Here is a 25,526-nt window from a genome sequence, read left to right as displayed (position 1 = left end):
CAAAATCGTGTTTTAGTTTATTAAAAAAGAATTCACATTTTCTTCAATTCTTTCTAGTACATTTTCTGTAGATGCTTTTACAAAATTTTCTCCAGTAATTTGTTCGTATAACTCTATATATCTATTCGAAATCTCGATGATTTTTTCATCTGACATTTCTGGTATTTGTTGCCCTTCTTTTCCTTGAAAACCGTTTTCTATCAACCATTGTCTTACAAATTCTTTAGACAATTGTTTTTGTGCTTCGTTATTATCTTGTCTTTCTTCATAACCATCAGCATAAAAATAACGAGAAGAATCTGGAGTGTGAATCTCATCAATCAAAACAATTTTGCCATCTTTAGTTTTTCCAAATTCGTATTTGGTATCTACTAAAATTAAACCTCTTTTAACAGCTATTTCTGTTCCTCTGTTAAATAAAGCTCTTGTATATTTTTCTAAAATGATATAATCTTCTTCGGAAACAATTCCTTTTGCTAAAATGTCTTCTCGAGAAATATCTTCATCATGTTCGCCATTATCAGCTTTTGTTGATGGTGTTATTATTGGAGTAGGAAATTTATCATTTTCTTTTAAACCTTCTGCCATTTCAACTCCACACAACATTCTTTTACCTAATTTATATTCACGAGCTGCATGACCAGAAAGATAACCTCTTATGACCATTTCTACTTTAAAAGGCTCACATAGATGACCAATAGCAACATTTTCATCAGGATTTGCTAGTAACCAATTAGGAACAACATCTGCTGTATCATTCATCATTTTTGTAGCAATCTGATTTAAAATTTGACCTTTAAATGGAATTTGACGTGGTAAAATCACATCAAAAGCAGATAATCTATCTGTGGCAATCATTACTAAAAGTTCATCATTAATATTGTAAACTTCTCTTACCTTACCTTTATAAACAGATTTTTGATTTGGAAACTGGAAATTCGTTTCATTAATTGTATTCATTATTATAATTATGTTGTGGCTGCAAAAATAAACTATCCAGTTTATTTCTTTTTCTTTTCTAAAACTTTTATTTGCTTTAAATTATCTGTAATTGGTGTGGCAGTAATTACTTTTTCACCAGGGATAAAATAAAAGAAATAAGCAGAATTTTGTCCTATTTTACGTACATCAAGTTGGGTATTATCTTTAAAAACTAAAGTGTAATTGGGTATAATTTCTTTTTTAGCATATTTCTGTTTCATACCAATTCCCATTCCTGTTCTCATAGAAATAAATAGTAAGAAGAAAATAGACATCATTCCAGGAATAATATTCTTCTTTTTGCCTAACTCTTCATATTTCTTATCCCACTTTTCAATATTATATATTTTTCGATACCATTTTTTCTCTCTCAAATACGCATATAATTTGAACATCCATTTTGTAAAATACAAATACATCAACCAAAACATTAACGCTAAAAAAAGAGAAATTTTCCAATTATTGGTTAACAAACTTATTGGGGAAATTAGAGCATCTAAAATTGTAGTGTAATTGAGGTAAGAAACTCCGAAAATTCCATAGAAAATGGCATCACTCACAATTCCTAAAATAATTAAGTACAAATACCCAATGTAAAAATAATCTTGCAAGCCTAATTTACTATCCTCAATATTTATCATTCTGATTCTATACTTTTATATGCTGTAATAATTTTCTTAACTAATCTGTGTCTTACTACATCTTTATCATCCAGATGCACTTGTGCTATGCCATCGATATCTTTTAATGCTAATAAAGATTCTTTTAAACCTGAAACTTGTTTTCTTGGCAAATCTATTTGACCTGGATCACCTGTAATAATAAATTTAGCATTTTTACCCATTCTCGTTAAAAACATTTTCATCTGGTTATGTGTCGTGTTTTGGGCTTCATCTAAAATTACAAATGCATTATCTAAAGTTCTACCACGCATAAATGCCAAAGGTGCAATTTGTATCACTCCTTTTTCGATATTAGATTCTAATCTTTCGTGTGGAATCATATCTCGTAAAGCATCATATAGAGGTTGCATGTAAGGATCTAATTTTTCTTTTAAATCGCCAGGTAAAAACCCTAAATTTTCTCCTGATTCTACAGCAGGCCTTGTTAAAATAATTCTACGAACTTCTTTTTCTTTTAAGGCTTTAACTGCCAAAGCTACAGCTGTGTAGGTTTTTCCTGTTCCTGCTGGTCCTACAGCAAACAACATATCGTTCTTTGCCATTAAAGTAACCATTTTACGTTGATTTTCTGTTTGGGCTTTGATTAACTTTCCACTTACTCCATGTACTAAAACATCTTTTGTATTTCTTGCGGAAGTTGTTTTTTCCTCCTTTCCTGTAGATGTTAAAATACGCTCAATGCTATTTTCATCCAATTTATTATATCGATTAAAATACTTTATTAAGCGTTCTAAACGAATTTCAAATTCATCCAGAAGATCTGATTCTCCGTAAATTTTTAATTTAGATCCTCGAGCGACAATTTTTATTTTCGGGAAATATCTTTTTAACTGCTCAATAGTACTGTTGTGAGCTCCAAAAAAATCTTTAGGACTGATTTCTGTAAGCTCTATAATGCGTTCGTTCAAATGATAATATTTTGTATAAAATTAGCGTTAATTAATCAACTAAAAATAGTAATTTAAAAACCTAAAATGTTTAGATTTGCGTAAAATAGTTAACAACTTTTACACAACTAATCAACAATAAAACTACATGTCTTTTATAACACTAACTACAGATTTTGGAACAAAAGACCATTTTGTTGGGGCTGTAAAAGGTGCTATTTTTTCTGAATTGGCTGATGCTAAAATTGTTGATATTACTCACGAAATTTCTCCATTTAGCATTACAGAAACTGCATATATTCTTAAAAACTCTTATAAAAGTTTCCCAAAAGGCACAACACATATAGTAGGTGTTGATTCAGAATTAAGTATTGACAATAAGCATATTGCTCTAGAGCTAGATGGTCATTTTTTTGTGTGTCCAGACAATGGAATTATTTCTATGATAGCTTCTGAAATTGTACCTACAAAAATTGTAGAAATTAATATTCATGATAGAATTGAAAGTAGTTTCCCTGTATTAGATGTGTTTGTAAAAGTAGCTTGTTTTATTGCTAGAGGAGGAAACTTAACTGTAATTGGTAGAGAAATTAAAGAGTTTAAAAAACTTGTTGAAATTCAGCCAAAAGTAAATCAGAGTCAAAATCAAATTATTGGTGGCGTTTTATATATTGACAATTATGGAAATATTATTACTAACATAAGTAAAAAGATGTTTAATGATGTTGGAAAAGGACGTGCTTTTAAAGTAACTGCTTCTCGTTATTCTTTTACCAAAATATTTAATAAATACAATGAAATTAAAGGCACATCTTCTAGCGATTACAATCAATTTGATGGTAATAAACTAGCATTATTCAATTCTGCTGGTTATTTAGAAATTGCCATTTACAGAAGTAATTTAAAAACTGTTGGTGGTGCATCAACTTTATTAGGTTTAGAATATAGAGACCCAATTATTATTGATTTTTTTACAGAATCAAAACCAGAATACACACCTTTAACTTAATGTTTTATGTTTGTTAGAATTGTAAAAATGAGTTTTCATTCAAATCATATTCAAGAATTTGAGCAAATGTTTGATGAGAAAAAGGAGCAAATTAGAAATACTGAAGGTTGCCAATTATTAGAACTATATCAAGATAAAATTAATCCTGAAATCTTTTTCACGTATTCTTTTTGGAATACTGAACAAGATTTAGAAAACTATCGAAATTCTGATTTCTTTAAAACAACTTGGCAACAAACAAAAGGTTATTTTAATAATAAACCTGAAGCTTGGAGTGTGGATAAAAAAGAATCTTTAACTTAAACAAATATAAATTATGAAATTAAAAAAAATTGCCTTATTTCTTGTTACACTTTTTGCAATAAACACTTATAGCCAAACTGAAAAAGGGAAAATATACCTTGGTGCAAGTAGTAATTTAAATGCTAATTTTATTAATAATAGTATTAAAGATGACAATAATGGTAGCCAAAATACAGGAAAAAATAGTGGATTTTCAATATCTCCAGAAATTGGTTTTCTAGTTATTGATAATTTAGTTTTGGGCGCAAACATAACACTTGCTTTTAATAAATCTGAAAATAATGGTGGTAGCGAATTTAAATCAAGTAGTATATCTGCTGCACCATTTATCAAATACTATTTTTCTGAAAATAAATTTAAACCCTTTGTTTCAGGAAGATTTGCTTTTGGAAGTTTTAAAAGTGAATCTACATTTAATAACAATTCAAATGAAAGTAAAGGCTCTTTTACCAATTTACAAGTTGGTGGTGGAATTGCATACTTTATCAATGATATGATTAGTTTAGAGTTGGGCATTAATTATGTAAGAAGTTCAAATAAACAAAGCGATAATAATCCAAATAATTTAAAATCAATTTCTTCAGGTGTTAGTTCATCAGTTGGTTTCGCTATATTTTTATAAATTAATGAACTTCAATTTTACAAATTTTCCAATTCTAAAAACAGAAAGATTACTTTTAAGAGAAGCTACTTTAAAAGATACAAATGCTGTTTTTGATTTACGCTCAAGCAAAGAAATAAATAAATTTGTAGGTACAAAATTGATTGAAAGTTTTGAAGAGGCAAAAGATTTTATTACAGTTTGTAAATCATTGTATAATGATAAAAAATGTGTTTTTTGGTTAATTGAATTTCAACAAGAAATTATTGGAAGCATCATTTTACATAAAGTTAACATTCATAAAAAATACGCAGAAATCGGCTATAAACTAAAACCTGAATTTCAAAATAAAGGTTTTATGTCTGAAGCTTTACAAACCGTATTAGAATTCGGAAAAAAAGAACTCAATCTAAAAACAATTGAAGCATTTACTCATAAAAATAATATGTCTTCAATTGCGTTGTTAGAGAAACATAATTTTATTTTTCAACCTCAAAGAAAGTGTAAAGTGTATGATTTTAATAGAATCTGGAAGTTAGAAGTTAGAAGTTAGAAGTTAGAAGTTAGAAGTTAGAAGTTAGAAGTTAGAAGTTAGAAGAAAATTAAATGTTATCCATTTTAAAAAAAGAATTTAACTCGTTTTTTGCAAGCCCAATTGCATATCTGGTCATTGGAGTTTTCTTGTTGATTACTAGTTTATTCTTATTTGTTTTTAATGACGATTTTAACATCTTAAATGCTGGTTTTGCAGATGTTACTCCATTCTTCTATTTAGTTCCCTGGGTTTTTCTCTTTTTGATTCCTGCAATTACTATGAAAAGTTTTGCTGATGAATTTAACACGGGAACCATTGAACTTTTAAAAACAAAACCTATTTCTGATTGGCAAATTGTCTTAGGCAAATTTTGGGCTGCACTCCTATTGGTTTGTATTGCTATCATTCCTACTTTTATTTATGTTTATACAATTTATCAATTGGGAAATCCAGTTGGGAATATCGATTTTGGAAGTACTATTGGTTCTTATTTAGGTTTACTGTTTTTAGCATCAACCTATACTGCTATTGGTTTATTTACTTCAACACTATCTAAAAATCAAATTATTGCGTTTATTTTAGGAGTATTTATTACCTTCTTTTTATTCTATGGTTTTGATGCAATTGCATCTTCTTTTGGCAGTAATAGTTTTACGATCAAACAATTAGGCATTAACGAACACTTTAAAAGTATTTCTAGAGGTGTTATTGACACAAGAGATATAATCTATTTTTTAAGTGTTACTTTTTTCTTTTTATTCATCACTAAAACTCGTTTAGAAAATGAATAAAAGCTTAAAAAACATATCGATTTTAGTCGTAATCTTGATTGCATTAAATTTTATAAATCAATCATTTTATAAACGTTTCGATTTAACTGCGGATAAAAGGTACACACTTTCAGAAACTACAAATACGATTCTTTCTAAAGTTGATAAACCACTTTTTATTACGGTTTATTTAGAAGGTGATTTTCCATCAGAATTTAAACGTTTACAGGTTGAAACTCTTCAATATTTAGAGGAATTAGTTGCAGAAAATAGCAACATTAAAATTCATTTTGAAAACCCAGATGATCAACGTGAAGAACTGATTACAAAAGGAATGATGCCTAGTCAATTGACAGTTGAAGAAGATGGAAAACTATCTGAAGCGATAATTTTTCCTTGGGCAGAAATTAATTTTGAAGAAAAAACTGAAGTTGTTTCTTTACTTCCTACAGCGATTGTATCAAGCCAAGAAGAGCAACTACAAAAAGCGGTTGAAAATATAGAATATAGTTTTAGCAATGCCATTAATTCTATCACTCAAAAAAATAAAAAAAGAGTTGCTGTTTTATACGGAAATGGAGAATTAGCTGACATATATCAGTATAGTTTTTTAAATGAAGTCGCAAAAAAATACAAACTAGCAAAATTTACGTTAGATTCAGTAGCTAAAAAGTCACAACAAACGTTGCAAGATTTAACAAGTTTAGATTTAGCAATCATCACAAAACCTACCCAACAATTTACTGAAAAAGAAAAATTTACGCTCGATCAATTCATTACAAATGGAGGTAAAACGCTTTGGATACTTGATAATGTACAAGCAGACCAAGATAGTTTATTGGCTTCTGGAAAAATGTTAGCTTATCCTAGAGATTTAAAATTGACAGATTTGTTATTTTCTTATGGAATAAGAATCAATACAACTTTAGTAAAAGATTTATACGCTGCTAAAATTGCTTTGGCAACTGGAAAAATTGGTAATCAAACGCAGTTTCAAAATTTAGATTGGTTTTATCATCCTTTGGTTGGTGGTAACCCAAATCATCCTATTACTAAAAATGTGGCTCCAATTCGTTTGCAGTTTGTAAATCAGATTGATACGTTACAAAATAATATAAAAAAAACACCGCTATTAATGAGTTCTCCATTAACTCAAAAAGTGGGGACTCCTACCATTATTGAATTACAATCTATTGCTGAAGAACCTCAAGAAAATCAATATAAAAGTGGCAACCAATTGTTTGGTATTTTATTAGAAGGTGATTTTAAATCTGCCTATAAAAATCGAGTAAAACCATTTGAAACATCATTATTTAAAGAAAATGCAACCAATAATAAAATGATTGTTATCGCTGATGGTGATGTTGGGAAAAATCAAATTTTAAAAGGAAAACCTACAGATTTAAATCGCGACAAATGGACAAATCAAACCTTTGGAAATAAAGATTTTTTAATAAATGCTGTAGATTATTTGTTGGATGATTCTGGCTTAATCAATTTAAGAAACAAGACTTTAGAAATTAATATTTTAGATAAACAAAAAGCCTACAAAGAACGTACTTTTTGGCAGTTCGTAAATGTGGTTTTACCACTTGTTTTACTGTTTGGGTTTGGGTTTATTTTTAATTATTTAAGGAAAAAGAAGTACTCCAAATAAAATGGACACAAATTTCATAGATTTCCACTAATAACTTGTTAGAGCCTATGATTTTATGATCAAAAGAAATTAAAGAGCTTTTAACAAATCATTATAAATAAATTTATAATTCAGTTTTTTTTGAATTTTTTCAGAAGAAATTATTTTCCAAACTAACTCTTCTTCTTTTTTAAAAACAGGTAACTCAAAACCTTTACTTTGCCTAGCTTTAATATAGAAATCTTTTCTCTTTGGATGATGATTTGCAGATGCATTAAACGTTTCTCCAAAATAATCTTGTTGTAGAATAGCTTCTATAATCGCAATACAATCCTCTCTGTGAATCATATTTACAAAACCATTGGGTTGTGGAATTTCTTTTCCGTTTTTAAACCAGTTTGCTGGGTGCCTTTTTCCACCAAATAAACCAGCAAAACGAATGACTGTTGTTTTAAAATTAATGTTATTTCGAAATAATTCTTCAATTTTAAAATGAGGAGTTTCTTTCGTTTCACTATCTTCTGTCATCACTTTATTTAAAGAAGGATACACAGAAGTTGTACTAATAAAAATAACTTTTTTTACAGGCGATTTTTCAATTTTAGCAATCAATTGTTTAAAATCATCTGTGCTTTTATTTGTAATAGCTATAATTAAAACATCCGTTTTCAAAAATTCTACGATATTAATATCCATTGAAATATCAACCAAAAAAGGTGAAATTCCAAGCTCTTTTAAATCATTGAGTTTATCTGTAGAAGTAGTAGAACCTTTTACCTGAAATCCTTTTTTAAATAAAGTAGTTGCTAACGGTTTTCCTAACCAACCACAACCTAAAATACTAACAACTTTCATCACAACAATTATCCTCTTTAATTAATTTACATGAAATAACTGCAAGTAAAGCACCTAAAACTGGTGCTACCATATACAACCAAAGTCCGTTTAAATTTCCAGAAATTATATTTGGAGCTAGAGAACGTGCTGGGTTCATACTTGCATTTGTTATTGGCCCTGCAAATAACGCTTCTAACAATACTACAGAACCCACTGCAATCCCTGCAATAATGCCCATTTCTTTGCTACCAGTTGAAACATTAATAATAACTACCATTAAGAAAAAAGTTAGTAAGATCTCTAATACAAAAGCTCGCCAAACATCTATTTTAGGAATTGTGGAACCTAAAAACTCACTATCAGGAAATAGAAATAATAAAATAAAACTAGCTACAAAAGCTCCTATTATTTGAGCTGTAATATATTTTGGTACTTCTTTCCAAGCAAATTTTTTGGCATAAGCAAAAGCAATAGTCACTGCTGGGTTAAAATGTGCTCCAGAAGTTTCACCAAATGCATAAATCATAGCCATAACGATTAAACCCCAAGTAATACCAATTCCTACATGAGTTACTTCACCTCCTGTCACTTCATTAATAGTCATAGCTCCTGTACCACAAAAAACCATCGAAAATGTGCCAATAAGTTCTGATATATATCTTTTCATTATTTAAATAAGCACAAAGATACAAACCCTTATTTTAAGGTTTTGTTAACATTTGTCGTTTTTTGAAATTGTAATTTTGAAAGAATTCAAAACAATATTTAATAATGAAAAAAATTATATTAAGTTTATTTGTAGTAGCTATCGCTTACACTACAAATGCTCAAATCGAGACTCCTAAACCTAGTCCATTTCAAAAAATACAACAAACTGTAGGTCTAACAAATGTAACTTTAGAATATTCTAGACCTAGTATGAAAGGAAGAAAAATCTTTGGTGGTTTAGAAGATTATGGTAAAGTATGGAGAACAGGAGCAAATGAAAATACGAAAATCACTTTCTCTACTGATTTTATGATTGATGGAAAAAAATTAAAAAAAGGTACGTATGCATTATATACCATTCCTGGAGAAAAAACTTGGGATATTATGTTATATTCTGATGCAACCAATTGGGGTAATCCAAGAAAATGGGATGATGCAAAAGTGGCTGCAAAAGTTACTGTACCTGTTTATCAACTACCAATGGCTATAGAAACGTTTACTATTTCTTTTGATGATCTTACAAATAATTCTGCAGTTATTGGATTAATGTGGGAAAAAATATACGTTGGTTTAAAGTTTGAAACTCCAACAGATGCAATGGTTTCAAAAAATATTGCAAAAGTAATGAATGGACCAACTGCTAATGATATGTATGGAGCTGCTGTATATTATTTACAAGCTGGCAAAGACATTAAAAAAGCACAAACTTGGATTGATAAGGCTGTTGAAATGACTTCAGATAAACCACGTTTTTGGTACTTACGTCAGCAATCTTTAATTCATGCAAAAGCAGGAAATAAAAAAGGTGCAATAGCAGCTGCAAAAAAATCATTAAAATATGCTACAGAAGCTAAAAATACTGGTTATATAAAGATGAATAAAGCTTCTTTAAAAGAATGGGGAGCAATGTAACAAAATTTAATTTATAATAAAAAAGCCACCTTTTTGGTGGCTTTTTTATTAAGCTAACTTTTTAGCATTTTTTACTTTTTGTTTTGTTAATGCAATGTCTACAACCTGCTTCATGTCAGATACGTAATGAAAAGTAAGCCCTTTTAGATAGCTTTCTTTTATTTCTAAAATATCTTTTCTATTCTGTTCACACAAAATAATTTCTTTGATATTCGCTCTTTTAGCAGCTAATATTTTCTCTTTAATTCCGCCAACAGGTAGCACTTTTCCACGCAGAGTTATTTCGCCTGTCATCGCTAATTTATTTTTTACTTTACGTTGTGTAAATGATGAAATCAAAGAAGTCAACATCGTAATCCCTGCACTTGGCCCATCTTTTGGAGTAGCACCTTCTGGCACGTGAATGTGAACATTGTATTTTTCTAAAACTTCAGGTTTTATATCAAATTCCTCTGCATTTGCCTTTATATATTCTAGTGCAATTGTAGCAGATTCTTTCATGACTTTACCTAAATTACCAGTAATAGAAAGTACTCCTTTTCCTTTAGATAAAATAGATTCAATAAATAAAATATCACCTCCAACACTTGTCCACGCTAAACCTGTTACAACACCTGCAACATCATTTGTTTCGTATTTATCTCTATTTCTAGGAGTTCCTAAAATTTCTTCTATTTTTTCTGAAGATAAAGTAATCTCATACTCTTCTTCTAAAGCAATAGATTTAGCTGCAAAACGCACTACTTTTGCCACTTGTTTTTCTAAACCACGCACACCAGATTCTCGAGTATAACCTTCTACAATCTGCTCTATTTGCTTTTTACCTAGCTTTAAGTTTTTGTTTGTTAAACCATGTTCTTCTAGTTGTTTAGGTAATAAATGTCTTTTAGCAATTTCTACTTTTTCTTCTATGGTATAACCTGTAACATTTATTATTTCCATTCTATCACGTAAAGCCCAAGGAATCTGCCCTAAATTATTTGCGGTAGCAATAAATAACACTTTAGATAAATCATAACCTACTTCTAAATAATTATCATAAAAAGCTGTATTCTGTTCTGGATCTAGTACTTCTAACATTGCAGATGATGGATCTCCTTGATGACTTTGACCAAGTTTATCTATTTCATCCAAAACAAAAACTGGGTTTGAAGTACCAGCTTTTTTAAGATTTTGAATTAATCTACCTGGCATTGCACCAATATAGGTTTTTCTGTGCCCTCTAATTTCTGCTTCATCACGTAAACCTCCTAAAGACATTCTCACATATTTACGTCCAAGAGATTCTGCAACTGATTTTCCTAAAGAAGTTTTACCTACTCCTGGAGGGCCATATAGACAGATGATTGGCGATTTCATATCATTTCTCAACTTTAAAACAGCCAAATGTTCTATAATTCTTTCTTTTACTTTTTCTAGCCCAAAATGATCTCTATCTAAAATTTTTGTAGCCCTTTTTAAATCAAATTTATCTTCAGAAAATTCTCCCCAAGGTAATTCTAGTAAGAGCTCTAAATAACTTCTTTGCACTCCATATTCAGCCATTTGTGGATTCATTCTACGTAAACGCCCCAACTCCTTATCAAAAGTTTCACTAACTTCTTTTGTCCATTTTTTAGTTTTGGCTTTTTTACGCATTTCTTCTAACTCTTGGTCATTAGAAACACCACCTAATTCTTCTTGAATGGTTTTAAGTTGTTGATTTAAATAATATTCTCGCTGTTGCTGATCTAAATCTTCGCGAGTTTTAGATTGTATATCATTACGTAATTGTAATTTTTGTAGCTCCTTGTTAAGGTTTTTAAGCGTTAATAATGCACGTTCTTTTAGACTATCTTTTTCTAAAATTACTTGTTTTTGCATCACACTTAAATCCATATTTGAGGCAATAAAATTGACTAAAAATGAATTCGATTGAATATTTTTGATAGCAAATGAAGCTTCTGATGGCAAAACAGGGTTTTCTTTAATAATCTCTAAAGCCAATTCTTTTATAGAATCGATTATGGCTTCAAATTCTTTTTTATCATCTATATTTCTATCTTCTTCTGCCTCTTTTACAGTTGCTTTTAAATAAGGTTTTTCTTGAATAATGGTATCAATTTCAAACCTTTTTTTTCCTTGAATGATGACAGTGGTATTACCATCTGGCATTTTTAATACTCGTAAAATTTGAGCAACAACACCAGTTGTATGAATATCCTTTAAATTTGGCTCTTCTACCTCTTCATTTCGTTGTGCAACAACTCCAATTATTTTATCACCTTTATTGGCGTCTTTAATTAACTGAATAGATTTATCTCTACCTGCTGTAATCGGAATTACAACGCCTGGAAATAATACTGTATTTCTTAAAGGTAAAATTGGTAAGGTTTCTGGAACGCTTTCTTTATTGATGATCTCTTCATCTTCGGGCGTCATTAAAGGGATTAATTCAGAATCTTCATTCATCATATTTTGAAAAGACAAACTGTCTAATTTTATTATTTTTGATTTGCTCATTTGCTATATATCTGTCATTCTGACATTGATTTTTGTTTGACGTATAAACCAATATCGTTCTTATCATTATAAAATACTGATAATCAAAAAAATAAAAAACACTTTTAATTATCTTATGTATTTAAGACAATTGTTGTGCCAAAGGAAAATTTAGTTTAATCATTCATAAATTATGTATAAAAATAAACTTCTATATATTTAGTACTATATTAATATATTTGAGAAAATCAATATTATACTATGAAAAAAATTGAATATATTCTTAAAATGATACCTTTATTCTCATTTTTCCTAATAATAGCTAGCTCTATTAAATTAGCTGTGTATTATAAGGTCTTTAAAATTAATATTGTTGATTATTTAAGTATAAGTGAATATGTACCTCTTTTTTTAGATGACCTTCACAACTTATTATATTTCTCTATTATTTCTTTAAGTGGATTCTTTTTTGGTAGAAGTCACAAAAAAAAGAAAAATGAAAAAGAATATGAAAAGAAAACTATAAAAGTCTTATCCATTATTGGTATAGTTTCTTCTGTTGTAATTTATCCAACAATAGTATACTACACCAATGATTCAATTTACAATAGATTAGAACATTTTGGTTCAATTTTTCTTATTTTTATGTGTTCAACTGCTATGCTATATTTATCGATAAATAAAAAAATATCTTTAAACCATTTTTTAGGTTGGTTATTATTCCTTTTACTTTTACCTGTTATTATTAGTGGATACAGAGACGCTCATCAAATTATTGAAAATAAAAGAGAAGTCAAATATGAAGTTTCAATAAAAGAAAAAAAATTAGATAAAGGCAACTTGTTTTTAGGAAAATCTGATAAATATGTATTTTTCTTCAATACTGATAAAAAAAAATCAATAATATATCCTATGAGTGATGTAGATAAAATTGACATTATAATATTAAATAAAACTGAAAATTGATTTTTTTCCCAAAACTGTCACAACTCAAAAACAATATTGTCTTTAGTATAGAAACGTTTCATTGGAAGCTAATCAACCACATATAACCAACCTTTTAGAACGCTGTAAAAAGTCAGATAAAAATGCACAGCTTCAACTATACAAAGCTTATTACAAAGCAATGTATAATGCTGCTGTCCGTATTTTAAAAGACTCTTTTGAAGCAGAAGATATTATGCAAGAAGCGTTTTTAACAGCATTTACAAAAATGCATACGTATAAAGGTGAAGTTACTTTTGGAGCATGGTTAAAGCGGATTGTAATTAATAAAAGTTTAACACAGTTAAAAAAGAACAATCGTTATGAAACAATAAAACTAGAATTAGTTACCAATAATGAAGTTGAAGATGACACTATTAGTTATTCAGATTTACAACCAAATAAAGTGTTACAAACCTTACAAGTTTTAAAAGATAATTACAGAATTGTACTCACTTTAAACTTGATAGAAGGTTATGATTATGAAGAAATTGCACAAATATTAAATTATACAAATGAGAATGTGAGAACCACAGTTTCTAGAGCAAAGAAAAAATTAAAACAAGTTTTACTTGCAAATACTATAAAAAAACAAGCGTATGGAAGATAAATTACATCAATTTTTTTCTGAAAATGATTTCGATTTTCAAGAACCCAATCTTAAACACGAAAAACGATTTGAACAAAAACTTAATAAAACCAAAACAAGACAGCGTAAAGATTCATGGAAATTACTTTCAGTTGCAGCTTCTATCTTATTAATTTTTGGTTTTTATTTGGGTAAAAACAGCCAAAATCAGCAATTAGATTTAGCAGATGTTTCACCTAAAATGGAAGAAGTACAAAACTACTTTGTTACAGCCATTAGTCAAGAAATAAAATCTTTAGAAACAAATAGAAGTTTAGATACAGAAACTGTTATTGAAGAAGCGCTTCATCAAATAGAAGAGTTAGAAGATAATTATAGACTTTTTGTATTAGAACTCAATAATACTGGTAGTAAAACAAAAATCATAAACTCAATGATAAAAAACTATCAACAGCGTTTAGAAATTTTAGAAAACGTACTCGAGCAAATAGAACAAATTAAAAATCCTAATTTATTAAATAATGAAATCTATATATAAAATTACATTCCTATTTCTTTGTATTCCTTTTTTAACAAATGCAAATATTGATAAAAAAAAGCATGAAAAGAGCAAAAAAATCAATAAAGAATTTACTGTAAATAGTGATGCCAAAGTTGCCATTAACAACAGGTATGGTGATCTTAAAATTACTACTTGGGATAAAAATAAAGTAGAAATTGAAGTAATCATAACTGTAAAAAGTGATGATTTAGATAGAGTAGAAAATATGCTAGAAAATATTGATGTAGAATTTGAATCGTCTAGTAACTATGTTTCTGCAAAAACAATTTTAGAAAAAGAACAACGTGGATGGTCTTTTTGGAAAAGAAACAAAAATGTTAGTTATAAAATCAACTATACTATAAAAATGCCAAAAAGTAATAGTGTGGATTTAGATAATGATTATGGTAGCATCTTTTTAGATAATATAAACGGCCAAGCCTCTATAAATTGTGATTATGGAAAAATTTCTGTTGGGCAATTAAACGCTAAAAATAATGACATCAATTTAGATTATTGTTCATCTTCTAATATAGGTTTTATGAAATCTGGGAATCTAAATGCAGATTATTCTAAAATAACTATTGAAGAAGCTGAATACATAAAATCTAATACAGATTACTCAACTGCTAAATTTGAAAAAATAGGCTCATTAGATTTTAATGCTGATTATGGTTCTATTTCTGTGGATGAAGCTACAAATGTTACTGGAAATTCAGATTATGCAAGTATGCGTTTTGGCACCATCTTCAAAAACTTAAAAATAGATACAGATTATGGAGGTATTTCTGTAAAAAGATTAGTAGCAGGTTTTGAATCTGTAGATATTGATGGTCAATATGCAGGTATAAAAATTGGGGTAGATGAAGATGCGGTTTTTGAATTCGAAATGGACTTACAATATGCAGGTTTACGAAGTTCTAGCGACAAAATGGAATTCTTTAAGAAAATTTCTAAAACTACTAAAAAACATTATGAAGGTAAATTTGGTAATGGTAACTCAAACTCAAAACTAAAGATTAGGTCTCAATATGGAGGCGTATCTATCAAGGAAATTAACTAATAAAATCAACTTAAAAAATAAAAATCATGTTTAAAAAAATTACATTTACGCTACTTATTTTAACAATAAGTATATCAGCAAATGCCCAAAATTGGTGGGGAAATGGTAAAAAAATTAAAGGAAATGGTAATGTTGTTACTGTTAATAGAACAACATCAGATTATGATGGAATAGGAATTGGTGGTTCTTTTGACGTAATTCTTGTAAAAGGAAAAGAGGGTAAAATTACTATTGAGGGTGAAGAAAACATTATCCCTTACATAGAAACCGAAGTAAAAGGTGGTACTTTAAAAATTAAATATGAAAAAAATGTTAATATAAGAACCACAAAAAGGTTAACTGTTACAGTAACTTATAACGATATTGATAAAGTTTCTTTAGGAGGTTCTGGTAATGTAAAAAACGAGGGCACCATTAAAAGTGAAAATTTTTCAGTTTCTTTAGGGGGTTCAGGTAATATTACATTAAATGTAGATGCAGATGAAATCAATTCTAATATTGGTGGTTCTGGAAACATAAAATTATCTGGAAACTCAACTGAATTTACTTGTTCTATTGCTGGTTCTGGAAGTATTAAAGCCTACGATTTAACTACTGATAGTTTAAAAGCTACTATTGCTGGTTCTGGAAATATAAAAACAACAGTAAATAAAAAGATAAAAGCAAAAGTTGTAGGCTCTGGTAGCATTTATTATAAAGGAGATCCAAAGCATGTTGATACTAAATCAGTTGGTTCTGGTGATGTGATTAATAGAAGTTAAAAGAGTATTATCTAAATTTTCTCAAAAAAACTTGAGTTAGTAACTTACAACAAACAAATACTAAAAAGCCTGAAAGTGAAGATTCATTTTCAGGCTTTTTTGTGTTATTTTATTGGCTTTTTAATCTCTTGAGCCTGTAAAACATAAAAGATTAATAGTTACGATACTGTTTTGTTTCTTCGTAAACACTTTCTAAAATACGTTGCTCAACTTCATCAAAAATAATATTTCTACGTTTCATTACTATTTCTGCAACCTCAAAAACTTTATTTGTTTTATACTCTGTAAAACCAGATGCACCTCCCCAACTAAAAGAAGGTACAAAATTTCTTGGAAATCCGCTACCAAAAATATTGGCTGAAACCCCAATTACAGTTCCTGTATTAAACATTGTATTTATTCCACATTTTGAGTGATCTCCCATCATTAAACCACAAAACTGCAAACCTGTTTTGGCAAAACGACCTGTGTTATAATTCCATAATTTTACTTCTGCATAATTATTTTTAAGGTTAGAATTATTTGTGTCTGCTCCTAAATTACACCATTCACCTAAAACTGAATTCCCTAAATACCCATCATGACCTTTACTTGAATATCCCATTAAAACTGAATTACTCACTTCTCCCCCAACTTTACAATAAGGCCCTAAAGTTGTACCATCAGATATTCTTGCAGCCATTTTTACCTCTGCATTGTTACACATTCCAAAGGGTCCTTTTATCACACTACTTTCCATTACTTTAGCATCTTTACCAATGTAAATTGGCCCAGTTTTTGCGTTCAAAATAGAAAAAGTAATTGTTGCTCCTTCTTCAATAAAAATATTTTCTTTGTTGATGTACCTTGTTCCTTCTGGAATAGGTTGCGATTTTCTACCTTCTGTTAATAAATTAAAATCTTGTTGAATTGCTTTACTATTTAAAGAAAAAATATCCCACGTATTTTTAATTTGAATGATATCTTCATCAAACTCAATTTGAGTATAGTTATCAAAATTTACCTCTTCTTGAGTATTAGTTGTAAAAAAAGCGATTACATCTTCTCCTTTAAAAATAGCTTCATTTTCAGATAAGTTTTTCACTTTATCAACCAAGTTTTTTGTTGGGCAAAAAGATGCATTTATTAGAATATTTTTATCAAGCTCAACCATTGGATATTTTTCTTCTAAATATTCTTCTGTAATGGTTGTTGTGGTTAAGCTCAAGTATTTTTCCCATTTTTCTCTAATGGTTAAAATACCAACTCGTATATCTGCAACAGGTTTTGTATAGGTAAATGGTAATAAAGATTTTCTTACATCACCATCAAATAAAATATAGTTCATTTTCAGATTTTTTGATACACAAATTTACTTTAAATACTGCATATAAAAAACCGATTGTAAATATACAATCGGTTTTAAACATCAAAAACTAAAATTAACTATCTTTTTATAAACTTTTGAGTTCCTATTTTGTTGTCAGAAATTACTTTCAAAATATAAATTCCTGAAGATAAGTTATTTACATCAACTTTATTATTGGTAGATGTAATTTTTTGTGCAAGTGCTAATTTGCCTAAATTATCGTAAAACTCAACCCTAGTCTCATCACTTTCAGATGATAACTGTATGGTAATTCTATCACGTGCAGGATTTGGAAATGATTTAAAATCTAAACGATTTGCTTCTGCAATGCTTAAAGATGGTGTTGATGTAGATTTACCTAAATATACTTGATCGCCAGAACTACCAGAACCGTTACCAGAAACTGAAGCTCCATAAAATGTAATTTTACCAACATCAGACGAAGGAGATGTCCATTTAAAACTCCAAGAACTTTGCCCATTTCCATTGCTAGTATGAGTTATTCTTTGACTGCTATTTACTGCTTGTGTTTCATTAGTTGTAGCTATAAATGTACCAACCCTACTATTATCACTATCTTTTTCTGCAGTTACTTGAAAACCGTTTCTAACTCTACCATCAGAATTGGTAATGGTAACGTCATATTGTTTATTAAAGGCATACCCAGTAACTGGTATATTGGTTGTTATTGTCATATTACTATTACTAGCTGTTCCTGTATGACAAGCTGTACAGTTATTTCCTCCATCTCCTGGTGATCCTGAAAAACCATTATTTCTTCCTGATGAAAAAGATAATAATATAAATGCTGATGCTGGAATTAAAAATAAGGCAAATTTAAAAATGTAGTTTTTTTTCATTATGATGTATGTATTAAGTATTAAATTAGATTTATCTGTTTTGTATTAGTTTAATTATAGTCGTTAATTCTTTTTTATAATTTCTATACAAATGACATAAAAACTATAAGTTTTAGCAATAAAATACTAGTAAAAGGGAAAAATAAAACTTAAAAAGGAAAAAAAATCGTTGAAAAATTTAGTTTTTTGATGAAACCAATCATTGAGAAAAAAAGATTTGTACTTTTGAGTTATGAAAAATCATCAAAAAAAATTCAAACTTGTTAAAGATTCTCAATTAACAATAACAGAGTTAATGTTACCTTCTCACTCTAATTTTAGCGGCAAAATTCATGGTGGACATATTTTAAATTTGATGGATCAAATTGCATTTGCTTGTGCTTCTAAACATTCTGAAAATTACTGTGTAACTGCTTCTGTGAATAAAGTTGATTTTTTAAACCCAATTGAGGTTGGTGAATTAGTTACACTTAAAGCATCTATTAATTATACTGGTAGAACTTCTATGGTTGTAGGTTTACGAGTAGTTTCTGAAAACATAAGAACTGGAGAAACTAAACATTGTAACTCCTCTTACTTTACTATGGTAGCTAAAGATGAAAATGGAGAAAGTACACCTATACCTGGTATCATTTTAACAACAGAAGAAGAAATAAGACGTTTTACAAGGAGTATTGTAAGACAAAAAGAAGGTAGAAATAGGTCTTCTAGATTTAATTCTGAAACCTTTAAAGTTGATGATTATGTAGATTTACTTAAAAATAGTAATTCAAAAATTGAGTTAAAATAATCACCAAACTTACTTAAATCGTATTGAATATGAAACTCCTAAAGAGGTATATAAAAAATAATCTCCTTTAGAAAATGGTTTTTCTTCTCTAAACATACTTGCTGTAAAACCCCATAGATTTTTCTTATTTTTAGTAGAAAAGAAATAGCCTAAAACTAGTGCTTGAGAATCTAATTGAAAGATTTCATTACCAGTAAAACCTGGGGCAAAACGATCCAAAGCTGGTGAGGCTCCAAAACCTACTTCAATATTAAAATAATTATCAGCATCCTCTCTAAATTTTCTATAAATTACCCTTCCTGAACCACTTGTTCCTGGATCACCAGGAGTCATATAACCCCTTAAACCCAAATAACTATTTCCTGTATACCATCCTAAAGAGCCTGTATAAATAGTAGTTTCAGTTGAAAATTTCAACCATCTAAATCCTAAAGAAACTTCTAAACTTTTGGGTAAAGATTTATACAGCTCAAATCCATAACGTTGAGTAGGATTTAATGGACTGTTGGAATACCCAGCATTAAGGTATGCATACAAACCATTTATTATTCTTGGATACATATCTATTTCAAACTGGTAATTATCTGTTTCAAAACGATTTGTATAGTTAAATCTCGAAATAATACTTCCATATTTTGTTTGCCTAGAATATGTTACTGAAGTGTAATACATATTTGCTCTTCCATTGTCTTTATCTAAATCATAATAATCAGTAGAAACACTAACACCTATTGTATTAAATCTTAATTCTGCTTCTAACGAGTTTTTATAGTTAAGTAATTCTTGATTTTTAGGGTGAATTTTAACTGCTTTTTGAACAATTCCATAAGCTTCTTCTCTATTTCTTCTATTAAATTCTGATTTTGCTTTAAGTAATAATAAGTCAGCATCGTTAGGAAAAAGCTTTAGTGCCTTTTCAACTAATAGTAAAGATTTATAATACTTTTCTGCATATTGTTCATTTTTAATATATGCAATCCAGTCTGTTTTTCGTTTATCATCTTTATTTAATACGTATTTAAATTCATTTCTAGCTTTGTTATAATTACCATCCCAAGAATAGGTACTAGCTAAAAAAGCACGGATATCTAAATAATCTGGATATTTAGTTAATATGAATTTTAATGAATCTTGAGCTTGTTTACGTTTACCATTAAAAGCCAAGTCTCTTGCTATTTTAAATGCTGTATCTGGATTGCCATTAAATACTTTTTTTTGTGCAGATGCTATATTTACTGAAATAACCATTAATATAAATAGCAAAAACGGAATTAATTCTTTTTTTATCATTGTAATGATTTTTTAAATTTTATATATACCTTATTTTTTGGTTGTTTCTTTAAAATGCTATCAATAATTTTTTCTGCTTTTTCAGTGTTATTCATAGTAGCAAAAGCCCTTGCCATTTTAAAAGCAACATCATCATTTTTAATTTGATTTTTTATTGCTTTTTCTACAATTATTTTTGATTTTTCATTTTGTGAAGACCACCAATACATATCTAGTAATGCTAGGTAAACATCATCATAATAAGGAGATCTTTTTAATGCATTTAATAACTCTTCTTCTGCTGCTTTATATTTACCATCCCAAGCCAGTGTTCTCCCTTTTAAAATTCTTACATCTACATAATTGGGTACTTTTTTAAGAATGTAATTACAGATTAATCTTGCTGTTTCTCTTTGATTATTAAAGGCTTTTTGTCTAGCAGCCATAAACATATCATCTATAGTTAAATCTTTGGTTATTTCTTCAACTTTTGCTAATTCTTCTGGCGTAAACTGATAAATTTCAGCAACTACTGCATCTGCGTTTTTAGGATAAATTTTATCATTCTGTGTAGCGTAAGCATTTAAACTTTTAAAGGTTTTAAAATGGTTTGTAATTTCGTTTAATACTTTTTTATCAGAAATTTTATAGGTATTAAAGTCTTCTTTTATTTTGAATAAATTACCATCAGAATACATATAGTCTTTATAAATAAAATCATTAATACTACCTTTATAACGCATTAGTGGAATTTTATGAATATTTCTAAATATTTTGGAAGTATCAATTCCCTCACCTACCCAAGCAGTTTCTTTTGGTAAGGTAACATCATAATTTTTAGATAAAAATGATAAAATTGTGGGTACAAAATCATAATGAGAGTTTATAGCTTTCATTTTAGCAGCTTTTTTTAACATTGGGCTGTAAATAAAGAAAGGTACATTAAATCTACATAATTTATCTTTTTGTGCTATTGGAATAAGCCTGTGATCACCAGAAATAATAAAAATAGTATTCTTAAATTCTGATCTTTTTTTATAAGCTTCAAAAAACATTTTTATACTTGCATCTGCATACAAAATACTAGCAAAAATATCTTTATTGCTACTAATTTGCTTTTTGGTAGCTTTTAACTTTGTACCTGAATTCAATATACTATCAATCTTAACAAGGTATTTTTCTTTTACTGGAAATGTAAAAGGTTCATGTATGGTTTGCGTGGTAATTAAATCTAATCTTGGAGTTTGTATATCATCTAAAACACTTAATGTTTTTTTAAAAATCTCATAATCTGAATACCCCCAAGTAAAACCATTTGAACCATTAACAGATTTAGGGTAAGAGTCGTCGTATTTATTTTCATCAATAATATTTTCTACTCCATTGTATTCTAAAAAATTAATTTTTTTATCAAAACTAGATTGATCTCCAGAAAAGAAAGAAGTTGTGTATCCGTTTTTCTTTAAAATACTAAATAATGATATATGAGTTGGTGTATTTTCAATCTCTAAAAAGCCTTTTTCACCAAAAGGTAATGAAGCCATTAAAGATGGTAAAGCTCCAAAAGTTCTACCTGTATTACTTAAAAAATTATCCCAAAATAGTGATTTTGGAATTAAGGAATTCAAATAAGGTGTAAATCCACTAAACTGTCTGTCTCCTACAAATTCAGATCCCAAACCTTCTACCAATAATATTACAATATTCGGTTTTTCTACTCCTATATTAAAAAATGGAGATAATACATCTTTTGTAGCTTCAGATGGCTTTAAGAATGGGTATTCATTATTACCTTCTAACTGAATGGCATTTACTTCTCTTTTTTCAAGTTGATATTTTATTACATCAGCAATAAAAAAATAGGTTTTATTTTCATAATTGGATTCAGAAAAACTTGGTAATGCAAATTTTAAAATTAAAACTACGAGTGTAATTGTAATAAAAATTCTACCAGAATATTTAAAAAATTCTGCTTTTTTAAGAAAGAAACAACTTGCTAAAAATAATATTGGAAATATTAAAAAAGAGATAAAATAAAATATTGATGTACTTTCTGATGACGTTACTGTCAAGTAAATATCATCCAAGGAATATCCTAATAAATCTGCTCCTAAATTTAATAATGTAGTAAGACTGTATTTTGTAAGTGAAAACTCAACGATTATGAGAATTATAAAAATTATTTTAATAAATAAAAGCCCTTTTTTAGACTTTTTCTTTGCCAACAAATAATAAAAAGGCAAAAAAATGATAAAAACAAAAAGTATGGTTAAAAAATGATTTAAAAATTTGAAGCAGATATACTTTAAAAAATTATCTGTTTCCTTACCACTTAAAAAAGTTGCACTGTATTCGTACAAACTCATTAACCAAAAGGTTAACAATAATGAAAAGCATAGTAAAATGTATTTTCTTATCTTTTTATTTATTTTTTTAATTGCCATTATTGGGGGAATTAATTGTTAGTTATGTTTTAGAAAGCCCTTTTCTTATCATTACTCCCCATTTCTTCTTCTTATTAAAATAATAATCATAATTACCTCTCATTGCTGCGTACAAAACTATTGGATGCAATAAAAATGGTTCTAAAATAATGGTAAGTACTAATTTTAAACCAATACCTTTCTTTTTATATTGGTGGTATGTAAACTCTTCTGTAAAAATAGCTACAAAAGAAAATAATAGCGAAAACAAATAAGCTAATAGAAATAAACCTAGAACAAAACTCCAATTCAATGGCTGATAAAAAACTAAAAACAAGAAGTATAACATACCAACCACTTCTACTATTGGTGCCATTCTTTCAAAAATAAACCAGTAAGGAAAACTCAATAACCCCAATACTCTATATTTATAATTAAAATTGATTTTCTTATGAATTTTTAAAGTTTCTATAGTTCCTCTAGTCCATCTATTTCTTTGAGATATTAAAATTTTTCTATCATCAGGTGCTTCTGTCCAACATAAAGGGTCAGGAATGTAAGCCACTTTGTATTTTATGTTTTGCTCTTCCATATAAGCTCTCATTCGCACAATAATCTCCATATCTTCACCAACGGTTTTAGTATCATAGCCTCCTACTTTTATGGCTATTTCTTTGTCAAAAATCCCAAAAGCACCAGAAATTACCAATAACCCATTTAATCTTGCCCAAGCCATTCTTCCTAATAAGAAAGCTCTTAAATATTCTAATATTTGTACTCTTTCTATCCATTTATCAGGGAAGTTAATATCTATCAATTTTCCATCTTCAATTTTACAAGAATTTGCAATTCTAATCACTCCTCCAGAAGCAATAACCTTTCTATCTGTATGTTCTAAAAATGGCTTAATCATTCTTTGTAAAGAATCCTCTAACAATAAACAATCAACATCTATACAAGCTAAATATTTACTTTCGCTAATATTTATCCCACAATTTAAAGCATCAGCTTTTCCTCCATTTTGCTTATCAACTACAATTAATTTATCGAAAGCTGGGTTTTTAGATTTAAAAACTCCATCTCGTAAAGGCTTTGTTGGCACTTTATAATTAATGAGATATTCTACTTTCTCTAAATCGTAAGCTTTAATTAACTTTTCTAAACTATCATCTTTGCTACCATCATTTACAATAATTACATCATAATTTACATAATGTGTAGATAAAAGTGAACGTACATTCTCCACAATATTTAAGCTTTCATTATAAGCAGGTGCAATAATTGATATTGATGGTGCTAATGGTGATTTTATTAAATCTTTAAAATTTATAAAACTATTTTTCTTTAAATAATCAACAGTTTCTTTAGATGAGAAAACTGCCAAAATTATATAACCACCCACAATTGCAATCGTAAAGAATAAAAAGAAATAGTGAAACGTTAGAATTATAGAACGTATTATTTCGTTAAATTCCATAACTATAATCTAAAAAGTTAATAATTCTATTGTAATCTTCATCTTCAGATTTTTTTTCTAAAGCATCATACATATTTTTATCAATTCTTTTTAAAATTGATAGAGCTTTGTGTTTTATTTCAAAATTTTCATGATTAGTGTAGTTTATTATAAAAATATTATCTTCATCTGATGCAACTTTTTCTAATAATAAAAAAGAAGCAATTTTTTCTTTTAAGCTCATATTAGTAAACTTACTTTTAAGAATATATTTTGCTTCTAAAACTTCAAAATGAGTTACAGTTTCTATTGCTTTTAGTCTAACATCTTTAGATTTATGATGTAGTAATGTTAATAGAATTTCTTTAGTTTCCATTCTATTGAACATTTTTACAATATTCAAAATAAAAATGATAACATAATCATTATCAGACACTAACCATTTTGAAACATCTAAAATCAAATGATTTTCAATTTTTTCAATTTCACCTAATAATTGAATTTGATCCCATTCTGAAAGTGGCACTTTCAAATCATCTAAAAACTCCATTCCTTCATAACCAAATAGTTCTAAAAAATATAGATGTGCTTCTCTCCTAACCTCTTCCCTTGGATGATTAATAAAATTACTAATTAAGTTTTTTACCTTATCAATCTCAAAACGTCTAGCATCTCTAATACCAATAGCTATTATGTTCCATTTTTTACTACGTAATTTTTTTATTGTGTACCTCAACAAGCCAATTTCTTCATATAATTTGTGCATAGTAACAATCATACTTCCAGATATTTCTTGGCTCAAATTAAAAAAAGTATCACTAATAATTTTTCTTTTTCTTCTGCTAGAAACTCCTTTTTTAAATTTTTTAATAATTTTCTTTTGGGTATCTGTAAGTAAAATACTTTCTTTCTCTGAATATAAAAATTTAATTAAATTTTCTTCAACAAGTGTTGTGTATTTTTTATTTTTCTTGTCTGTAAGCCTAATGTTATTCCTCAATATTTTAAGATAAATAACTAAGATTATTATTATAACGACGAGTATTATAACTATAGTCCAAATTATGCTTTCTACAAGAGGGAATCTCATTTAAATTAG

The 25,526-nt window shown here is 28.3% G+C and carries 25 protein-coding genes; 13 read left to right on the top strand and 12 right to left on the bottom strand.

Features of this window, described 5'->3' with window-relative positions; genetic code table 11:
* Positions 1-12 precede the first annotated feature (12 nt).
* The 3 genes from BTO18_RS02055 to BTO18_RS02045 are packed head-to-tail and all read right to left on the bottom strand — an operon-like array spanning position 13 to position 2,572.
* Positions 13-960 (bottom strand): phosphoribosylaminoimidazolesuccinocarboxamide synthase, encoded by a 948-nt coding sequence (locus BTO18_RS02055; RefSeq protein WP_105014629.1) that lies wholly within the window; start codon positions 958-960, stop codon positions 13-15.
* A gap of 41 nt (positions 961-1,001) precedes the next feature.
* Positions 1,002-1,622, bottom strand: coding sequence for a hypothetical protein (locus BTO18_RS02050; protein ID WP_105014628.1), 621 nt, complete (start codon positions 1,620-1,622; stop codon positions 1,002-1,004).
* Positions 1,619-2,572, bottom strand: a complete 954-nt coding sequence (locus BTO18_RS02045; RefSeq protein ID WP_105014627.1) for a PhoH family protein — start codon at positions 2,570-2,572, stop codon at positions 1,619-1,621. The genes BTO18_RS02050 and BTO18_RS02045 overlap by 4 nt, the downstream gene beginning before the upstream one ends.
* Positions 2,573-2,699: 127 nt before the next feature.
* Between BTO18_RS02045 and BTO18_RS02040 the strand changes: the two genes are divergently transcribed.
* From BTO18_RS02040 to gldG, 6 genes are read left to right on the top strand one after another with little or no spacing between them, the layout of a single operon-like run.
* Positions 2,700-3,560 (top strand): SAM hydrolase/SAM-dependent halogenase family protein, encoded by an 861-nt coding sequence (locus BTO18_RS02040; RefSeq protein WP_105014626.1) that lies wholly within the window; start codon positions 2,700-2,702, stop codon positions 3,558-3,560.
* A gap of 6 nt (positions 3,561-3,566) precedes the next feature.
* Complete coding sequence (locus tag BTO18_RS02035) at positions 3,567-3,863, top strand: putative quinol monooxygenase (protein WP_105014625.1); 297 nt, start codon at positions 3,567-3,569, stop codon at positions 3,861-3,863.
* Positions 3,864-3,876: 13 nt separating this feature from the next.
* Complete coding sequence (locus BTO18_RS02030; protein ID WP_105014624.1) at positions 3,877-4,485, top strand: outer membrane protein; 609 nt, start codon at positions 3,877-3,879, stop codon at positions 4,483-4,485.
* Between the two features lie 4 nt (positions 4,486-4,489).
* On the top strand, positions 4,490-5,017 hold the full coding sequence (locus BTO18_RS02025) for a GNAT family N-acetyltransferase (protein WP_105014623.1): 528 nt from the start codon (positions 4,490-4,492) through the stop codon (positions 5,015-5,017).
* A 53-nt stretch (positions 5,018-5,070) separates the two neighbouring features.
* Positions 5,071-5,790, top strand: coding sequence for a gliding motility-associated ABC transporter permease subunit GldF (gene gldF, locus BTO18_RS02020; RefSeq protein ID WP_105014622.1), 720 nt, complete (start codon positions 5,071-5,073; stop codon positions 5,788-5,790).
* The gene (gene gldG, locus BTO18_RS02015) at positions 5,783-7,426 is read left to right on the top strand and encodes a gliding motility-associated ABC transporter substrate-binding protein GldG (protein WP_105014621.1); all 1,644 of its coding nucleotides are present in this window, start codon (positions 5,783-5,785) and stop codon (positions 7,424-7,426) included. Before gldF ends, gldG begins: the two co-directional genes overlap by 8 nt.
* A gap of 69 nt (positions 7,427-7,495) precedes the next feature.
* Here the strand turns inward: gldG and BTO18_RS02010 are convergent, their stop codons facing one another.
* Positions 7,496-8,260, bottom strand: a complete 765-nt coding sequence (locus tag BTO18_RS02010) for an NAD(P)-binding domain-containing protein (RefSeq protein WP_105014620.1) — start codon at positions 8,258-8,260, stop codon at positions 7,496-7,498.
* A complete protein-coding gene (locus tag BTO18_RS02005; protein ID WP_105014619.1) occupies positions 8,247-8,909 on the bottom strand; it encodes an MIP/aquaporin family protein in 663 nt (220 codons plus the stop codon). The genes BTO18_RS02010 and BTO18_RS02005 overlap by 14 nt, the downstream gene beginning before the upstream one ends.
* A gap of 104 nt (positions 8,910-9,013) precedes the next feature.
* On the opposite strand from BTO18_RS02005, the gene BTO18_RS02000 reads away from it, so the two are divergent.
* Complete coding sequence (locus BTO18_RS02000) at positions 9,014-9,862, top strand: DUF2911 domain-containing protein (protein ID WP_105014618.1); 849 nt, start codon at positions 9,014-9,016, stop codon at positions 9,860-9,862.
* Between the two features lie 48 nt (positions 9,863-9,910).
* Here BTO18_RS02000 and lon read toward each other — a convergent pair whose 3' ends face one another.
* Entirely contained in the window at positions 9,911-12,364 is a 2,454-nt protein-coding gene (gene lon / locus BTO18_RS01995; RefSeq protein WP_105014617.1) for an endopeptidase La, read from the bottom strand.
* A 240-nt stretch (positions 12,365-12,604) separates the two neighbouring features.
* Here lon and BTO18_RS01990 point away from each other — a divergent pair, with 240 nt between their 5' ends.
* From BTO18_RS01990 to BTO18_RS01970, 5 genes are all read left to right on the top strand, one after another.
* Positions 12,605-13,309 (top strand): hypothetical protein, encoded by a 705-nt coding sequence (locus tag BTO18_RS01990; protein WP_105014616.1) that lies wholly within the window; start codon positions 12,605-12,607, stop codon positions 13,307-13,309.
* 61 nt (positions 13,310-13,370) lie between these two features.
* Positions 13,371-13,937 (top strand): RNA polymerase sigma factor, encoded by a 567-nt coding sequence (locus BTO18_RS01985; RefSeq protein WP_105014615.1) that lies wholly within the window; start codon positions 13,371-13,373, stop codon positions 13,935-13,937.
* On the top strand, positions 13,927-14,454 hold the full coding sequence (locus tag BTO18_RS01980) for a hypothetical protein (RefSeq protein ID WP_105014614.1): 528 nt from the start codon (positions 13,927-13,929) through the stop codon (positions 14,452-14,454). Before BTO18_RS01985 ends, BTO18_RS01980 begins: the two co-directional genes overlap by 11 nt.
* Entirely contained in the window at positions 14,438-15,520 is a 1,083-nt protein-coding gene (locus BTO18_RS01975; RefSeq protein ID WP_105014613.1) for a DUF4097 family beta strand repeat-containing protein, read from the top strand. The genes BTO18_RS01980 and BTO18_RS01975 overlap by 17 nt, the downstream gene beginning before the upstream one ends.
* Positions 15,521-15,546: 26 nt before the next feature.
* Positions 15,547-16,281, top strand: coding sequence for a head GIN domain-containing protein (locus BTO18_RS01970; RefSeq protein ID WP_105014612.1), 735 nt, complete (start codon positions 15,547-15,549; stop codon positions 16,279-16,281).
* A 151-nt stretch (positions 16,282-16,432) separates the two neighbouring features.
* On the opposite strand, the gene BTO18_RS01965 is transcribed toward BTO18_RS01970, so the two are convergent.
* Positions 16,433-17,608, bottom strand: coding sequence for a GlmU family protein (locus BTO18_RS01965; RefSeq protein ID WP_105014611.1), 1,176 nt, complete (start codon positions 17,606-17,608; stop codon positions 16,433-16,435).
* Positions 17,609-17,706: 98 nt separating this feature from the next.
* On the bottom strand, positions 17,707-18,489 hold the full coding sequence (locus BTO18_RS01960; protein ID WP_105014610.1) for a choice-of-anchor V domain-containing protein: 783 nt from the start codon (positions 18,487-18,489) through the stop codon (positions 17,707-17,709).
* A gap of 232 nt (positions 18,490-18,721) precedes the next feature.
* Between BTO18_RS01960 and BTO18_RS01955 the strand changes: the two genes are divergently transcribed.
* Entirely contained in the window at positions 18,722-19,279 is a 558-nt protein-coding gene (locus tag BTO18_RS01955) for an acyl-CoA thioesterase (RefSeq protein ID WP_105014609.1), read from the top strand.
* A gap of 9 nt (positions 19,280-19,288) precedes the next feature.
* Here the strand turns inward: BTO18_RS01955 and BTO18_RS01950 are convergent, their stop codons facing one another.
* The 4 genes from BTO18_RS01950 to BTO18_RS01935 all read right to left on the bottom strand — a co-directional run bounded on the left by BTO18_RS01950 (position 19,289) and on the right by BTO18_RS01935 (position 25,427).
* On the bottom strand, positions 19,289-20,569 hold the full coding sequence (locus BTO18_RS01950) for a YaiO family outer membrane beta-barrel protein (protein ID WP_105014608.1): 1,281 nt from the start codon (positions 20,567-20,569) through the stop codon (positions 19,289-19,291).
* Positions 20,566-22,914 carry an LTA synthase family protein gene (locus tag BTO18_RS01945; RefSeq protein ID WP_226789137.1) on the bottom strand — a complete coding sequence of 783 codons (2,349 nt, stop codon included), beginning with the start codon at positions 22,912-22,914 and terminating at the stop codon, positions 20,566-20,568. The genes BTO18_RS01950 and BTO18_RS01945 overlap by 4 nt, the downstream gene beginning before the upstream one ends.
* Positions 22,915-23,014: 100 nt before the next feature.
* Positions 23,015-24,448: a glycosyltransferase family 2 protein gene (locus BTO18_RS01940; RefSeq protein ID WP_105014606.1), complete on the bottom strand. Its 1,434-nt coding sequence runs from the start codon at positions 24,446-24,448 to the stop codon at positions 23,015-23,017.
* On the bottom strand, positions 24,438-25,427 hold the full coding sequence (locus BTO18_RS01935) for a hypothetical protein (RefSeq protein ID WP_105014605.1): 990 nt from the start codon (positions 25,425-25,427) through the stop codon (positions 24,438-24,440). Before BTO18_RS01935 ends, BTO18_RS01940 begins: the two co-directional genes overlap by 11 nt.
* Positions 25,428-25,526 lie beyond the last annotated feature (99 nt).

Origin of the sequence: Polaribacter porphyrae (genome assembly GCF_002954685.1) — a bacterium.
Lineage (GTDB): Bacteria > Bacteroidota > Bacteroidia > Flavobacteriales > Flavobacteriaceae > Polaribacter > Polaribacter porphyrae.
The sequence above is the reverse complement of the archived record's forward strand: the minus strand, read 5'-3'. Positions and strand labels throughout refer to the sequence as shown.